This is a genomic window from Palleronia marisminoris (assembly GCF_900172315.1).
Classification (GTDB): domain Bacteria; phylum Pseudomonadota; class Alphaproteobacteria; order Rhodobacterales; family Rhodobacteraceae; genus Palleronia; species Palleronia marisminoris.
Genome location: NZ_FWFV01000003.1, coordinates 78,679 through 93,265 on the forward strand (window position 1 = coordinate 78,679; position 14,587 = coordinate 93,265).

Here is a 14,587-nt window from a genome sequence, read left to right on the forward strand (position 1 = left end):
TCCTACACACCAACGCACCGCCGCGCCTCGTCCGCCCGGAGTTTGTTAGTGGAATAATTCTAGTTTACGCATGACGCCCCCGGACCGCAATCCCGAGAGGATGCGTAGGCTATCGGACGCGACGCTCGTTGACGTCATGCGGAAACCGGGGCAACCGGGGCAATCCCTGCCCCGTCAGACGTTGTCGCGGGGGATCGTCTCGGTCCAGTTCAGGGACTTCACCCGGTCCTCGTTCTCGAATGCGTCGAGTTCGGCATAGAGGTAGAAGTTCTCCTTGTCGGCCGTCAGGCGCGTGCGCGTCCTGGTGCGGATCGACCAGCCGTCACGTTCCAGGCCGTAGTGCCATTCGGTCTCGCCACGGGACGAGGAATAGTCGCCGGGGGTGACGGAGTAGGTTTCGGTCGCGCGCGAGGTGACGGTCAGGCCGATATCGTCATGACGCAGGGCGCCGCGATCGTCGACGACCTCGAGAGCCGCCTCCTGCGCACCGAGGTCCTGCTTGACCATCCACCGATGCTCGGGCGCCTTCAGCGCCGTCAGCGGCGGGCTGGGCGCGCGCCGGGCGGGGGCGAAGCTGGGCGTGATGTCATCCGCCGAGACGGGCCGGTGCGGCACCGTCAGGCGGCTGACGCCGGTGCGAATGGTCAGCTTCACTTCCTCGGGCGGCGTCCAGGCCAGCGGCCAGTAGACGGTCGAGATCGACAGGCGCAGGCGGTGTCCCTTCGGCACGTTCTGGGCGATGTAGTTCATCGGCACGCGCACGGTGTAGTCCCGCCCCGGCTCCAGCGGCTCGGGATGGCGGCGGCTGTCGCGGTGGGTGAGGTTGAGAAGACCGTAGCTGAGCCGTGTTACCTGATGATCGGGCCGCATGTCCGACAGGCGTACGGCAACCATCGCGATCGGGCGGTCGGAGGAAAGGGTCAGCTCGACCTCCGGAGCGCCGAAGACCTCGATATCCTCGGCCAGCGGCTCTGTCTGGAACACGAGGCCCCCGCCGTCGTCGATGCGCTGATCCCCCGCAAGATCGGGCGCGTTGGCGTACGAACACCACTTGCCCGAGGCCAGGCCCGTCGTGGCCGGCGACTGAACGTCCAGCGGCTTCTCCGCGACATCCTCGTCCGCCTCTGCCAGGTGCCGGCCGGGGGCAAGACGCCACTCCTGCGCGCGCACCCCCGACGACGGCCACACGCTTTCCCCGATCCAACGGCCGGGGCGCTCGTCGTAATCGTGGTAGGGCGGCGCGCTGTCCTGCATCCAGGCGGTGATCATGGGGTCAGCCTCGACTCCCGTCTCCTTGCCCTTCAGCCAGCGATCCCACCAGCGCAGCATCTCGCCCAGGAAGTCGATCGCGGGACCGGGGCGGCCGAAATGGGGGTAGATGTGGCCCCACGGACCGACCAGGCCCTTTCGGGGTCCCTTCAGGTTCTCCATCAGCCGGAACACGCTGTTGGTGTAGCCATCGGTCCATCCGGAGACGGCGAAGACCGGAATTTTCACATCATCGTAGTTTTCGCAGATGGACCCGTGGCGCCAGTAGTCGTCGCGTCGCTGGTGGCGCAGCCATTGGGCAAGCCAGGGGCGGCAGTTGTCCAGCCGCTCCATCCACATGTCGCGCCAGCGGTCGCCTACCAGTTCGGGATCGGGCGGCAGCGAGTTGTAGGCGAACATCACGCCCGACCAGGACAGGTTGTCGCCCAGCAGCGTGCCGCCCATGTGGTGGATGTCGTCGGCATAACGGTCGTCGGTGGAGGCAACCGTGACGATCGCCTTAAGCGCCTCGGGCTGCATCGCCGCGATCTGGAGGCCGTTGAAGCCGCCCCACGAGATCCCCATCATCCCGACATTGCCGTCGCACCAGTCCTGCGCGGCAAGCCACTCGATCGCCGCGACCCCGTCGTCGAGCTCGGTCTGCAGGTATTCGTCCAGCAGCACGCCTTCGCTCTCGCCCGACCCGCGGATGTCGAGGCGCACGCAGGCATAGCCATGCGCGGCAAGGAACGGGTGCGTGTGGGTGTCGCGGACGCGGGTGCCGAAGCGCTTGCGGTAGGGGATGTACTCCAGAATCGCCGGCACCGGGCGGCCATCGGCAGGCCGCCAGATGCGCGCCGACAGGTGCAGCCCGTCGGTCACGGGTATGCGCACATGCTCTTCGACGATGATCTCTTCGGGCAGGTCCTCGACGACTTCCATCACAGGTTCTCCGGGATCGGCTTGATGAGAAATTCCAGCGAGTGGCGGCAGCGCAGGTAGGCGTCCTCGATCGCGCTCAGGTCTGCGCCCCCGATGAACAGGTCCGCGAGTTCATAGGTGTAGCTGTCCTGGTCCGGCAGGTCGCTGAGCCTCTGGCCAGGCTGGACGAGGATCTGCGCCGCGAGGTCGGGGAACAGGTCCTTCAGCTCTTCGAGCTGCTCGGGATCGGGCACGCCGCGGACGATGCCGTCTTCTTCGTTCGAGCGGATCATGAACTTCGCGGCAACGGGCGAATGGCCCCCGCGGGCGGGCATCTCGACCTCTTCCCCCAGGGCCAGAAGTATGGCCTGGCGATGGTGAGTGGCCCCATCCACGATGTGAAACAGCGGCGAATGCGACTTGGATAGCCTCGGATTGATCTCGAGCAACCGCAGCGCGCCCGTGTCGTCATCATAGAAGAATTCGACGTTGAAGGGGCCGTTGTCGAAGCCGAAATGATCCAGAAGCTTCGCGACGAACACCCTGCCCTTCTCGACGATCTCGTCGGGGATGTCGCTGGGATATTGATAGCGCGAAAAGCTGACCCCCGCGCCGCCGCCCTTGAGCGACTCGACCGCGCCGACCACCCGGGTCTCGCCATTCTCGACCAGCCCTTCGATGGTGAAGAGGCGGTTGGCCGAGACCAGCTCTTCGGCGACCGCGAAGTTGCCATTCACCCCCTCCGGGCAGCCGCTATCGGGTTCGAGCCGGGCGAGGAAGCGGTTGAACGGTTCGCCATGCTGGTGAATGAAGCGCCGGCATTCGTGCAGCGCGGAGTCGAGGTCGTCCGCATCCCGGACGAGGAATCCCAGCTTGGACGAGTGGCCCTTCACCGGCTTCAGCCAGAACGGATATTCGGGCACCGCCTCTTGTGCCTCGGCGGGCTTGAACGGATTGACCGCGGTGACAGCGGGTGTGTCGTCGGGGAAGACCTCGCGCTGCGCCTCGCGCATCCAGAACTTGTGCTCGCAGCGAGCGACAGCCTCGGGCGAGGCACCCTTCAGCCCGAAATCCCGATTCAGCAACGCGACGAGGGAGGTCACCGGGAAGTCGAGATGCCCGATGATCGCGTCGGGGGGCGAGTCCATGGCGGCAATCTGGGCGTGGGCGCGATCGTACAACGCGTCGAAGTCGATGCTTTCGTCCGCCGGCTGGACGTCGTCATGGTGCAGGACGGTGACGACATTCCACCCCTGGGCCTCCGGGATCCGCTTGATGTAATCGTCGTTGAACGGGTCGTTTCCGATGATGCAGATCGTCTTTTTCGCCGCTTCTGGCATTCTGCCCCCTTCGCTTCAGCGTCCTCTACGGAATTTCAATGCGGGGGTCGCCTCAGCCGTTCCGATGGAATCGGGGCACCAGCGGCTCGGTGCCAACGACGTAGCGTCATGGAAGGCTGAATTGGTTCCGGCCGCCGCGCGGCCGGACCTGCGTGGGACTAATCGAAGTCCCGGGTCGAGAGGGTCCGCATGATCTCGCGGCGCACCAGCTTCCTGACGTTCCGCGTGATCCGCTCGCCCAAGGCACCGGCAAGCTCTTCGCGAACGATCTCGGCCACGAGGTCGCGCAGCGCGTCCTCGTCCAGGAACTGTTCATCCTCGCCCGGCTCCAGCGGGTCGTCGCGCCCGGTAAAGACCGCGCGGTCGAACCCTTCGGACGGACCCGCATGGAAGAACTGCAACTCCGAGGGTTCGGACCGGGCCTCGGGATCATCGTACGGCCTGCCGCTGTCCTGATCCGCGTCGGCTGCGCCCGGCTCGTCGATCGGAGAGGGCGTCTGCTCGGCTTCATCCGCGAGGGGCCTCAGCACCATCGGCGCGCCCCGCCTCTCGGGTCGCACCGGCCGGACCTGCGAAACGCGCTCGGCCACGGGCCGGGCCGGTTCATCGCTGGCGTCCGGCTTTTCCTCGACCGGGCGTTCGGGGCCCCTGGTAGATTGCAGATCGGCGATCCGATCTTCCAGCGATCTCGGCGGAGCGTTGCGCTCCGACAGGGACCCGGACGGCTGCTGCTGATCGGCGGCCGGTGAGACCTCCGGCAAGTCGGTCGGGGCCGGCTCGTCGGGGGCAGGCTCGTCGGGGGCGGGTTCGTCCACGCGCAGGTCTGCGGTCAGTATCAGCCTGCCGGATCCGGATTGCGCGTCCTCTTCCACAGAGACAAGCTTGCGGATATTGGCGAGCACGCGATCGATATCGCTGGATGACATCGCGTCGGTCATCTGTCCCCTGCCCGTTTCAATGTTCCCGATCGACGATACGCCATGGCCGCCCCTCGCACAACGCCGCGGCCGAGGATCAGCGGCCGAGGCTCTGTATGATGCGATCCAACTTCTCGCCCTGCGGGCTGACCCTGCGGATCGGGGCGTCCTTGACGGCGTTGTAGTAGGCCGACGGATCGTAGGTCGTGATGCCCAGTCCCAGATGCTCGACCGTCAGAAGCCCCATCGTGTACAGCAACGTGTACGCCGCACGGAACTCGGCGATCTGGGCCGAGATCAGGGCAGCCCGCGCGTCCTGCAGGTCCTGCTCGGAGTCAAGCACGTCCAGCGTCGTCCGCGCGCCGAGGCTGACCTCTTCCTGGAGCCCCTCGAAGGCGACCTGCGCCGCGCGCACCTCGAGCTGACCGGCCTCGATGCTGGCGAGGGCGACCTGCTGGTTGGACCATGCCTGCGCCACTTCCTGAAGGATGGCGTCCACCGTGATGTGCAGGTCGGCCCGGGACTCGTCCCGCCGTGCCACCGCCTGGCGATAGGCAGCCGTCAGCGCGCCGCCTTGGTAGATCGGGCCGCTGAGCTGGAGGCCGAAGCTGCCCGTCTCGGTGAAGTCGTCATCCACCGACAGCGATGCCGTGCCCGAGATCGACGGCCGCATCTGCGCCTCGGCCCGCAGCACGTTCAGCTCGGCGATCGTGATCGCCCGCATGTCCTGCAGGATGTTCGGGTGGTTCTTGCGCGCGATGTTCTGCGCGGCCTCGAGGCTGCTGGCCGTCTGCGGGTAGTTTCCGATCGGCTGCAACGTGCCGGGCTCCTGCCCCACCACCTGGACGTATGTGGATATGGCGACCTGAAGATCACCACGGGCCGCGGCCAGCTGCGACTGCGCCGAGGCAAGCTGTGCCTCCGCAAGAGCCACATCCGTCCGCGTGACCTCGCCGACCTCGAATCGTTCGCGCCCGGCGCGAAGCTGCTCTTGCAGAAGCTCCACGTTCGACAGGCGCAGGTTGATGAATGCGGTCGCCTCGCGCACGGCCAGATAGGCGATCACCGCGTTGTAGAGGACCTGCTGCTCGACCTGGATCAGGCCTTGCCGCACCGCCAGCACCGTCTCTTTCGCGACGTCGATGCCAAGCCGCGTCGCTCCGCCGTCATAGAGCAGGAGGTTGGCCGAGATCCCCGCCGAGGCCGATGCGGAGGCGCCGAAATTGCCGCCACCGGCAGCGCCGAGATCGATCTGCCGTGCGCTGTTGCCCCCCGAGGGATTGGTGTAGCTCTGTTGCGCCTGCACCGTGTAGTTGAGGATCGGCCGGAGCTGCGCGATGGCCGTCGCGACGTCCTCGTCGGCGGCGCGAAGCACCGCGCGGTTCTTCTCCAGAAGTCCCGAGTGGCGGTAAGCCAGGATGAAGGTATCCGCCAGGGTCTCGGCCGAGGCGGATGCGGCACCGGCAAGCATGGCAATGGCCGCAACCCCGGCGCGGATGACGAAGCGCAGCCTCACAGCAAGAACTCCCTGTCGCGTTCAAAACCGGGAAGAACCGGGGCCGAAGCGTTGAAGCCGTATTTCCAGCTGACATGCCCGTCCGCCTTGATGCCGATGCGGCAGACCCCGAGCCTGTCCTCGCTGAAGAGGCAGGCGATCCGCCCTCCATCGGCCAGCTGCTCGGCAATCGCGTCGGGCAGATATTCGATCGCGCCCTGCAGGATGATCGCGTCATAGGGGCCGTGTTTCGGCGCCCCCTCGGTCAGGTTCCCGTGGATCACGGCTGCGTTGTCGATCCCGGTATCCGCGAGCGCCGCCTCGGCTTCCGAAACCAGCGGCTCTTCCGGCTCGACCGCGACCACGGCCTGGGCCAGATGTGCGAGCACGGCGGTCGAGTAGCCGAAGCCCGCCCCCAGATCGAGCACGACATCCTCGGGACCGATCTCGAGCGCGTTGATCATCTTCGCCAGCGTCCGGGGCTCGAGGATCGCCCGGCCCGGCCCGATGCCGAGGTTCTCTCCCAGATAGGCGGCCTCTCGCAGTCGGTTCGGCACGAAGCGCTCGCGCGGGATCGTCAGCATCGCTTCGATGACGGGGAACATTGTCACGTCAGAGGGGCGGATCTGGGTGTCCACCATCACGCGGCGGCGAGAAGCGTAATCGGTCATGAGCTCGGCCTCGGAAACAGGTTCGGCCCAGATGTGCCACATTGCAACCACGGCGGCAACGCGCAGACCGTGTTCAATGATAACCGTAGGGGGAATGGTGTCTCGGCTGCCCCCAAGCTCGCGAACAGGAGGAAGCGGTCTGTCGCGCCGCGAGAAGGCTTTCGTCCGATCATGGCAATGCGTGGTCTGTGCATCCAGTTCTGGCGGCTCGCCGACCTGTGGCCGGTGACCCTCACCCGCTCGGAGAAACCGGTCGCCAAGTGGGGAGGAGAGACAGGGCATCGCTCCGGGCCGAACGGTCGCTGATGTCGCACCTCGTCGGAACCGCGAGATTCACCGATCATTCCGCGCCACACTGGAATCGACCCCTCGCGAGGCGCGGTTCCTGATCGTGCTGCGGCCCGGTCAAGTCCGAAATACAAGTGTTTGCCAGCCTGTGTTCCGCGCCCTCTTGCACCCTTTGCACGACATGCGTAGAAGCCACGCACCGCAAGGCTTCTGGCGAGTTGGCGGAGTGGTTACGCAGCGGATTGCAAATCCGTGCACACCGGTTCGATTCCGGTACTCGCCTCCAAACAAAATCAATGACTTAGCCGGAAAAACCGCCACCGCAGGCCAGTCTGCACGGGGCTTCTGTAGCCGCATTGTAGCCACGCGGGTGCGGGTTCCTGAGGGTGGATTGGGTCCGATTAGTCACACGTCGAACAAACCTTGTCGGTGCGTACCCGCCTGCTAACGTCAGCGAACCGTGCCGTGTGACAGTTTGGGCCGTGCGACTGTCAGTGCCCGGCCCGCGCCATACATGTGACTCTCAACTGAGGCTGTGTGATCAACGTGCGAGTGAGGAATGACTAAGACATTTTCAGTCACGGTCTACCCAGAACCCCTGTCCGGGGAGTACCTCACGGTGTCCGACGCGCTCAACCAAGTCCTGGATATGATCGAGGCTTTGGAGCGTTCGGAGTCGATAGAAGGCTCGGACCGCAAGATCGTCTGGCGGCTCACTGAAGCGCACACAAACAGTCCACCGTTCACGCTTGTCGCAGAGCCATATCCAGTAAGGCCGGACATGTCGGTGGCTATGGAGGCGGGCCGTGTATCCGGCATTCTGTCAAAGGACGTGGGGAACCTCCTAAACGGTCAAGTTGGCGGTGTAGTCTTCGACGCGCTGCCAGCCCTCAAGAGAATTATCGGCAGGAATACCAAGCACATCGCTCGCACCGAAGTCCTGATTTCGGGCAAAGAAGCGTTCATTATCCGGCCACAGAACGCACGGATGGCGATGGCAGCTATTGAGAGAGCCGAAATCGCGGAAAGGGAAAGCGCACCGGACTGGACGAGAACAGAGTTCGGCACAGTTGAGGGCGAAATATCTGGATTGACGCGCTGGAACGGGAAACCAGCACTGGATATAATTGAAAGGCTTTCAGAAAAGAAATTCACTTGCGTCCTATCAGACGAACTGTCTGAAAAAGTCGGTCCCGAACACAAGTGGAACGAAGTTTGGGACGGGCGCAGAGTTCATATCACCGGAGCATTGTATTACAACGCGGATGGTGATTTGAAACGTGCCGATGCGAGCGAGTTTGAGGAAGTACCGTGGACAGATGTTTCCGTGAACGATCTAAAGTCTCTTGATGTTTTGGGCGAAAAGACAATGCAAGAGCACCTTGATGAAATAAGGGGTGAAGCATTTGGCTAAGCCGGAGAAATTCTATTGGGATACATGTGCGTTCATCGGCCTTCTAAACGGCGAGGAAAGCAAAAAGCGGGAACTTGAAATCGTCTATAGCTGGGCGCGAGACGGCAAGGCAGAAATCTGGACGTCCACGCTTTCGATGATCGAGTGCCGAAGGCTAAGCAGCGAAAAGCATGAGCCAAAGCCGCTCTCCGTGGCTGGCGGCAAAAAGATATCGGATATTTTTCGCCAACCATTCATCAAGCCGATACCGCTTGCCGTGGATATTGCGGACACCGCCAGGGAACTTTGGCGCAAAACGCCAAAGCTGACTAAGTATCCAGACGCGGTCCACCTTGCATCAGCATTACGATGGAGCGTAAGGATCATGCACACGTATGATCGAGACGATCTTTTGCACCTTTCTGAAAAGCTGGTTTGTCGGGACGGCTATCCATTGTTAATCTGCTACCCCGACCACTCGACCGATGGAGCGCTTTTCGAACATGCCAAGCAGAAACCTGCTAGTCGAAACTAGCGCATGAAGCTTGCCATCATTCTCGCGATCATCGGCGCTATCATCGGGATATTCTTTGGAGTCTCGATGGGCGTGACCACAGGCGGAAGCGGATACGGCGGCGAACTGTTCTTTGGCCCGATAGGCGCAGTGATCGGCTTCCTAGGTGGCTGGGCTATTCGTCGCTAAGCGCGACCCTTGACCTTCACACCCTCGCAGTGACGCAACAGACTGTTCCAGTAGTCGGCATGGCGCGTTCGTTCCCGCATAACGGAAAGTCGCTGGGACTGCCCCTTTGGAAGCTGATCCAGCGGTGTGTTGAGAAAGATATGGATTGCCACGTTTTCCCAGAAGGACTGAACGCTATTCAAGTCATTGCCTTCAAAGAACCGCGCAAGGTCATCCGTGCTGAATTCATTTCCGTTGGCTTTCCCATACCACACCAGAAGCTGCGTTACCGCGACAGAAGACAATTCAACACCTTCTTCGCTCAAACGTACATGAGGTTCACACTGCCCCATGTCGAATATGAATTTGTCGAACGTAGGTAGTTCCCTTTTATTCAGCGCATGCTTTCCGTGAACAGCGTCAAATTGCCTCCCCTCAACGAAGAACGCGATACCTCGTTCATCATAGACAATTGTGATAGTTGTGGGGTGCCGAACCACTGCGGCGCTCATCTTCATTAGTTCTTGGTCGCTGATCATTTTCTTCTTCCAATCAAGTTATTCCATGCTTCTTCGGGGTTGCCGTGGTGGCGGTGTAGAAAGTCGAGCGGCGTCCAATCCTGTTCCAGCGAGGCCGCATACATGGCGTCAGGCTCGTCACCCGCCGATTGCTTCAGGCGCACCAACCATCGGTCGTAAAAGACACGTTGGCCTGCGGTTAGGCTCGCCAGCAGGTCGGGCGGTGCGCTACGCTCTGCCGCTTCCAACATCCGCTTTGCCTTCAGCTTCAGACTAATAAGGCGCGACACTAGCTGCCGTCCCTTAGTAGGCGCTCGATCTGCCCCAACCGATCCTTGAGCGCTTCCATGTCCTGTAGTTCCTGAAGTTTCGCCAGGGATGCCGTGATGGCCTTAGCCTCGTCCGGCGTGATCATCCCCGACACCAGCGCGTCAGACACCGCACCTGTGGTCGCGCCCTCCAACTCAACAACCCTGCCAGCGGGCAAGACACGATCCAAGACGTATTGAATAGCGCGTTGATCGTTCGCGCGAACATTCTCTGCAAGGCCGCGAAACGCATCGTCCGTGAGGCTTCTAATTGTTGCGACCGCCGCAACGCTCACCTTATTCTTGGTCCCTCGGGGGCGACCTACGTTTCCGTTCGACGTGAACCGGCCAGAGTTATCACGTCCGGTTTCCTGATCGGTTTCTTTACGGAGATTATCGGTCGTCATGTTATATCCACCTCACCTTAACGCCCCGTCCCTGCAACCAATCACAAACCGCCGCAGTATCATAGTGCGCAGTCGAACTGCGTCCGTAGACCTGAGGAAACTCGCAGTCCTTGCGGAGATACAGCATAGATTGGCGACTTCTGCCGAGCGCAACATAGAGTTTTTCTGCGTTGATCGTTCGCCCGGCAGGTATGAAGACTTCAGCAGGTAACTTCATAATTTACACCGCTTCAATTACTTAATAGGTTGGGACGGCCCAGCGACGAGCCGTCCCAATTTTTCACTCATAGAGCGCGGCCCAAATCTCAAACGGCTGCTTGTCGGTAGTTGCAGCAACAACCGCGCAGTAGCGTTGAAGCATAGTCGAGATTTCAGAGACTCTTGCTTCGGTAGCTTCGAGAAGCGCCATTCTTGCTTCGACCCAGTTTGCAAGCTGACCTTTATCGACGCCCGATGCAGCCGGTTCTTCGAGTGAAGGCTTTTTCGCGAATTGAGTAGCGCCCAACGTTCGCTCGCCGTCAAAGTTGGCCGCGACCACGTATTTCATTTCGACGGATCGCCACATGTCATCGGGAAGCGCGATTAGGTTTCGCAAATTGAGTAGCGTTGCTAATTGGTCGGCAGACATGCTTGGAACGCGTGTCATAACTTGATTGGCGTCCATTGCTAGCAATGAATTGGCGATTGCTGCGGCGCGTGAAGCAATCACTGTATGGGCTTCAAACAACTTCCGTAAATCGTTCTGGGCAGTTTGCTTTTGGTTTATCAGCGCGCTCACGAGTTCCTTGAAAGGACGGCGCATGATTCGCACCGTGATCTCGAAGGCGGCTTCATACATTCTTGCGGGATGCCTGTCTTTTGCTGCGGCAGCAATATCGTTCGCGGCGATGGTTGTTGCGTTTCCGAAGAATTCCAGTGTCTTTTTAAGTTCCTCGGTATCGTTCGGGTGCGGCGCAAGAATGAACGCGTTCGTCCCTTGCGATGTGATAAGGGTTCCGCCGTCGATGTTCCGCACCTGCGGCACCGGATAGTCATTCAGGGGCGAATTGTCGAAAACCTGTGGGAACGCGGCGACGCGAGCCATTATGGTTGTGTGTCCGAACATCTCAATTTCCTTTTTTACGGTCGAGCAAGTACCGTCAAAGTGCGGGGTGACGGCGCGCGACGCCAGCCACACCCCACCGCAAAAAAGGGGTCAGATTGCCTGCCGTGGTTGCTATGCGGCTACAACGCGACCGACGCGCCACCCGCCAAGCATCTACGCAAGTTCTTCGCATTGATATCATGCAAGATTTTCCCGTCAGCGTCCGCATTGATCGTCGGACTAGGTATCCGCTGCTAGGCGGGCGACTTATGGCGCGGTGTGCGGCGGCGGTGCGATCCACTCGACCGTTGTTCGACCGGCACCCCGCCCGCCGTCCTACGGATGGCCACGCGTTCGGTGGCTGACGGTATGCCGTCCGGGAACGTCAGCCGCACGGGCGACCAGTAGCGCCAGCGCCCGCCCGCCCCTGGCCGGTAGCCAAGCGTCCGCAGCATGTCAGCAATGAACGGCAGCTTGTCGTCGGTCATGCCGTAGATGGACGCAAGCTCGTGCGGCGTGATCGTCCCATGCGCCTTCAGGATTTCGTTCAGTGTGATTGGTTGCCGATCCCTCATGTGATCCTCCAAATGATCGGTTGTTCGTCTTGGACGGGGGGCAGTGGCCTGGGCGGTCTCATAATTTCCATAATTTATGGGATATGAGAGGCCATAATTAGGTTCTGTCTTTCTGTCATTTTCTGTCGGCGCTAAGTGTCTGATATTTTTGGATAACGACAGAAAGACAGAAAGACAGGAATTGTAGAGCGCTATACAGGGGAGTTGTTATAACTGCCTACTGTGGGTAACCGGGAATTCTCGTCCGTTCTGTCGTTCTGTCTTTTCCGCCCAACTTCAACAGGTTAGCCCGACAGAAAATGGACAGAACGACAGAACCTCACTGATACCCCTGAGCGGCGGCATAATTTGAGCAGGTTTCCCGCCTATTAACGTGGAAAAGTTCAGGCCGCTCGTTGTCTTCCTGAAAATATGGCATCGTCGCCCGTCCTATTTTTGTGTAGCCAAGATTTTGCAGGCATTTTGTGATCGCCTGCGGACTATAATCGCGCTTGAAAAGCTTCTTTGCCATTGTCCGACTAACCCAACCACCACGGAAGCCGGGCCTCTCCTGCTCGACCGCTTCAAGGATTGCTTGTTCAATCGGCCCGCGCGAAACACGTATGGCTTCATCAGTGCTCGTTGTGTTTGGCGCGCGCATTGGGATTGCGCCGCGTTCAACGGGATAGTTCAAAAGGTAATATGCGATTGCTTTGAGGCCGGTTTCGTGGACTCGCCAGCCCAACCACCTATAGAACTCGTGAAAATAGGCGTCGTCCATGCCGCGTGACTTCAAGTCGTCATGCGACTGAATTGCACTGTAGAATATCGCATAACGCCGTCCATTTTTTTCAACTGGAACCGCGTCCTTGTGGTTCGTGAAGAACACCCAATTCGCGGGTGTGTCGGCTTCCCGCTGGTCTTGCCCCTTCGCTTGAACCTCGCCTTCAGCCTCAGATATCAGTGGTTTTAAGACTTCAACGAGTTCGCGCTTATCATCGACCTTGATTTCGTCAACGAGGATCAAAAGCTTATTTTGCAGCCACGCATTGAATTTCGCGCCGCTGCTGAGTAGGTCGCTTGCCTTGGGCGAGTAGAAGTAACGCCGTCCCATCGTGTATTGAAGAATGTGCTTGATTATGTTTTTTCCGACGCCTTCGGTAGACTGGATCACGGGTGCCCACGGTATCTTGTGCCCCGGATACTTCACGTTGTGGGCAATAAACTGAATGAGTAGCTGTCGGTCGTTTGGATCAGGCAATAGCTTTTCAAGAAAACTCAAGAGCCGCGTAACGTCGCCGGGTTCGCATTTGATGTTTGCTGGTCGATACACGTTGACGTACGTAAGCCCCATGTCGTCGGTTATGACTTCGCCATGAGCGCGGTCGGGTAGAAAGCGTGTGCCGAAAACCTTTGGTATTGTCCAAAGCGTCGAGTTTGTTGCAGCGGCCCACGCGTTTTGCGTTACGCTGGCCTGCTCGTCATAGATAAATTTCTTATTTCCGTAGACGGCGTTGAATGTTTTTTCATTCATCATTTCGCCGTGCGGCGTGTGAATTTTGCATTCACTAGTAACGAATGTGCAGCCCGCGAACCATTGGCGCTGCTCTATGTCGGTCAGCATTTCGCCGCTGCAATCCATACCGGGCGGTGCAGGCGGACTAGGGTGTGCGGTGCCGGGGTCGGCAGGTGCAGGCGCGCCCTGTGGCACTATGGCCTGTGGCGCAACCGTGCGCCCTGCGAGCAGGTATTGCCCGCCAACGGCAGGGATGCGCCGCAGGATGGAACCCCAACCAACTTGCGTCTCACGGATAGACTGCCACTGTTTGCGGTTCTCGGCGGGATCATCCGCCGCATACTGCGCGCACCATTCGGACCACATGCCGAAAAGCGTGGCTTCGTCCGCATGGTTCCAACCCGCTTGCTTGAACGCTGCCATGAAGCTGATCCAATCGCTGCGGACAAGCTTGTTCGGATCAATATGCGCGAGCGCGTACCGCAGCCAATCGAGCGACGGCGCGGCTTGATCGGGATCGCCCAGGTTATGACGATCACTGTAGCTTTCGACTACGTTGACCGTCGCAAGCGCGGCTTCCAACACCGTCACGTCATAACGTTGCCCGTAACCGGGCAACGGCGACCACGTTACCAGTTGCGGCTCGCCTTTTTGGTGGTAGGTGCCCGGCAGGCGCATGAGCCTTGTCGCGTCAACGATGGATTTATCACCATCGAAAAACTGCGCGAACTTGCGTTGATTGAGCGTGAACCGATCATTATTACAATACGGTTGAACCGGCCAATAAACATGCGCCTTACCTGCACTCGACTGCACCGCAAACGCGGGCGCAGGATACCACGACGCAGCACGTTGCAAGTTCTGCATTGCTGATACGTTGTCTAGGTCGACGAAATGTGCGCGCACTCGCGACACGTTCATAAGGTCGCGTCCCTGCCCGTCCAACTCGCTGATCACGACAAATATGCCGTACTGCTGATTGTTGTAGAAAATTATTGAGCGCCAACAATCCGCAAGCGTTCCTCGAAACGGGATTGCCGGAATGTCGCTTCTTACATCGCTGATCGCTCGGAAATCAAACACTTCATCATGCGAACCAATGGTTGAAACAAAGGCGTTTGCGAGCGTGAAGTTTTGAATAGGCGCGGGTTCAGCGGCGCTAGATTGCGCTGGCGTTGCGATGTTCATTGGGAAATAAGTCCTAGATCGGATTGGAATGAAAAATAGCTGTCAAGCTATTACGAC

14 protein-coding genes and 1 tRNA gene are annotated in these 14,587 nt (G+C 60.1%); 4 read left to right on the forward strand and 11 right to left on the reverse strand.

Annotated features, from left to right (window positions below; genetic code table 11):
• Nucleotides 1–174: 174 nt before the first annotated feature.
• The 5 genes from PAM7066_RS06665 to PAM7066_RS06685 all read right to left on the reverse strand — a co-directional run bounded on the left by PAM7066_RS06665 (nt 175) and on the right by PAM7066_RS06685 (nt 6,592).
• The gene (locus tag PAM7066_RS06665) at nt 175–2,190 is read right to left on the reverse strand and encodes a CocE/NonD family hydrolase (protein ID WP_085853377.1); all 2,016 of its coding nucleotides are present in this window, start codon (nt 2,188–2,190) and stop codon (nt 175–177) included.
• Nucleotides 2,190–3,509: an ATP-grasp domain-containing protein gene (locus tag PAM7066_RS06670; RefSeq protein ID WP_085853378.1), complete on the reverse strand. Its 1,320-nt coding sequence runs from the start codon at nt 3,507–3,509 to the stop codon at nt 2,190–2,192. Before PAM7066_RS06670 ends, PAM7066_RS06665 begins: the two co-directional genes overlap by 1 nt.
• A 158-nt stretch (nt 3,510–3,667) precedes the next feature.
• Nucleotides 3,668–4,447 carry a hypothetical protein gene (locus PAM7066_RS18535; RefSeq protein WP_139214954.1) on the reverse strand — a complete coding sequence of 260 codons (780 nt, stop codon included), beginning with the start codon at nt 4,445–4,447 and terminating at the stop codon, nt 3,668–3,670.
• Nucleotides 4,448–4,523: 76 nt separating this feature from the next.
• On the reverse strand, nt 4,524–5,942 hold the full coding sequence (locus PAM7066_RS06680; RefSeq protein ID WP_245749613.1) for a TolC family outer membrane protein: 1,419 nt from the start codon (nt 5,940–5,942) through the stop codon (nt 4,524–4,526).
• Nucleotides 5,939–6,592: a protein-L-isoaspartate O-methyltransferase family protein gene (locus tag PAM7066_RS06685; RefSeq protein ID WP_085853621.1), complete on the reverse strand. Its 654-nt coding sequence runs from the start codon at nt 6,590–6,592 to the stop codon at nt 5,939–5,941. The genes PAM7066_RS06680 and PAM7066_RS06685 overlap by 4 nt, the downstream gene beginning before the upstream one ends.
• A gap of 500 nt (nt 6,593–7,092) precedes the next feature.
• Between PAM7066_RS06685 and PAM7066_RS06690 the strand changes: the two genes are divergently transcribed.
• From PAM7066_RS06690 to PAM7066_RS18540, 4 genes are all read left to right on the forward strand, one after another.
• Nucleotides 7,093–7,166 (forward strand) — tRNA-Cys (locus PAM7066_RS06690).
• Between the two features lie 273 nt (nt 7,167–7,439).
• Nucleotides 7,440–8,294 carry a hypothetical protein gene (locus PAM7066_RS06695; protein WP_085853379.1) on the forward strand — a complete coding sequence of 285 codons (855 nt, stop codon included), beginning with the start codon at nt 7,440–7,442 and terminating at the stop codon, nt 8,292–8,294.
• The gene (locus tag PAM7066_RS06700; RefSeq protein ID WP_176237563.1) at nt 8,287–8,808 is read left to right on the forward strand and encodes a type II toxin-antitoxin system VapC family toxin; all 522 of its coding nucleotides are present in this window, start codon (nt 8,287–8,289) and stop codon (nt 8,806–8,808) included. Before PAM7066_RS06695 ends, PAM7066_RS06700 begins: the two co-directional genes overlap by 8 nt.
• A gap of 3 nt (nt 8,809–8,811) precedes the next feature.
• Nucleotides 8,812–8,976, forward strand: a complete 165-nt coding sequence (locus tag PAM7066_RS18540; protein WP_139214955.1) for a GlsB/YeaQ/YmgE family stress response membrane protein — start codon at nt 8,812–8,814, stop codon at nt 8,974–8,976.
• Here the strand turns inward: PAM7066_RS18540 and PAM7066_RS06705 are convergent.
• From PAM7066_RS06705 to PAM7066_RS06730, 6 genes are all read right to left on the reverse strand, one after another.
• Nucleotides 8,973–9,494, reverse strand: coding sequence for a hypothetical protein (locus PAM7066_RS06705; RefSeq protein ID WP_085853381.1), 522 nt, complete (start codon nt 9,492–9,494; stop codon nt 8,973–8,975). The two genes, PAM7066_RS18540 and PAM7066_RS06705, sit on opposite strands and share 4 nt — an antisense overlap.
• Nucleotides 9,491–9,763: a hypothetical protein gene (locus tag PAM7066_RS06710; protein WP_085853382.1), complete on the reverse strand. Its 273-nt coding sequence runs from the start codon at nt 9,761–9,763 to the stop codon at nt 9,491–9,493. The genes PAM7066_RS06705 and PAM7066_RS06710 overlap by 4 nt, the downstream gene beginning before the upstream one ends.
• Nucleotides 9,763–10,188 carry a hypothetical protein gene (locus PAM7066_RS06715; protein WP_139214956.1) on the reverse strand — a complete coding sequence of 142 codons (426 nt, stop codon included), beginning with the start codon at nt 10,186–10,188 and terminating at the stop codon, nt 9,763–9,765. The genes PAM7066_RS06710 and PAM7066_RS06715 overlap by 1 nt, the downstream gene beginning before the upstream one ends.
• Nucleotides 10,189–10,468: 280 nt before the next feature.
• On the reverse strand, nt 10,469–11,272 hold the full coding sequence (locus tag PAM7066_RS06720) for a hypothetical protein (protein ID WP_139214957.1): 804 nt from the start codon (nt 11,270–11,272) through the stop codon (nt 10,469–10,471).
• Nucleotides 11,273–11,526: 254 nt separating this feature from the next.
• Nucleotides 11,527–11,847, reverse strand: a complete 321-nt coding sequence (locus PAM7066_RS06725) for a hypothetical protein (RefSeq protein WP_085853385.1) — start codon at nt 11,845–11,847, stop codon at nt 11,527–11,529.
• 319 nt (nt 11,848–12,166) lie between these two features.
• Nucleotides 12,167–14,530 carry a DUF5906 domain-containing protein gene (locus tag PAM7066_RS06730; protein WP_085853386.1) on the reverse strand — a complete coding sequence of 788 codons (2,364 nt, stop codon included), beginning with the start codon at nt 14,528–14,530 and terminating at the stop codon, nt 12,167–12,169.
• Nucleotides 14,531–14,587: the final 57 nt, after the last annotated feature.

Coding starts and splice junctions, on each gene's coding strand:
- PAM7066_RS06720 (WP_139214957.1), bottom strand. CDS start 11,272: ATGGCTCGCGTCGCCGCGTTCCCACAGGTTTTCGACAATTCGCCCCTG.
- PAM7066_RS18535 (WP_139214954.1), bottom strand. CDS start 4,447: ATGACCGACGCGATGTCATCCAGCGATATCGATCGCGTGCTCGCCAAT.
- PAM7066_RS06715 (WP_139214956.1), bottom strand. CDS start 10,188: ATGACGACCGATAATCTCCGTAAAGAAACCGATCAGGAAACCGGACGT.
- PAM7066_RS06665 (WP_085853377.1), bottom strand. CDS start 2,190: ATGGAAGTCGTCGAGGACCTGCCCGAAGAGATCATCGTCGAAGAGCAT.
- PAM7066_RS06705 (WP_085853381.1), bottom strand. CDS start 9,494: ATGATCAGCGACCAAGAACTAATGAAGATGAGCGCCGCAGTGGTTCGG.
- PAM7066_RS06685 (WP_085853621.1), bottom strand. CDS start 6,592: ATGACCGATTACGCTTCTCGCCGCCGCGTGATGGTGGACACCCAGATC.
- PAM7066_RS06725 (WP_085853385.1), bottom strand. CDS start 11,847: ATGAGGGATCGGCAACCAATCACACTGAACGAAATCCTGAAGGCGCAT.
- PAM7066_RS06670 (WP_085853378.1), bottom strand. CDS start 3,509: ATGCCAGAAGCGGCGAAAAAGACGATCTGCATCATCGGAAACGACCCG.
- PAM7066_RS06695 (WP_085853379.1), top strand. CDS start 7,440: ATGACTAAGACATTTTCAGTCACGGTCTACCCAGAACCCCTGTCCGGG.
- PAM7066_RS06730 (WP_085853386.1), bottom strand. CDS start 14,530: ATGAACATCGCAACGCCAGCGCAATCTAGCGCCGCTGAACCCGCGCCT.
- PAM7066_RS18540 (WP_139214955.1), top strand. CDS start 8,812: ATGAAGCTTGCCATCATTCTCGCGATCATCGGCGCTATCATCGGGATA.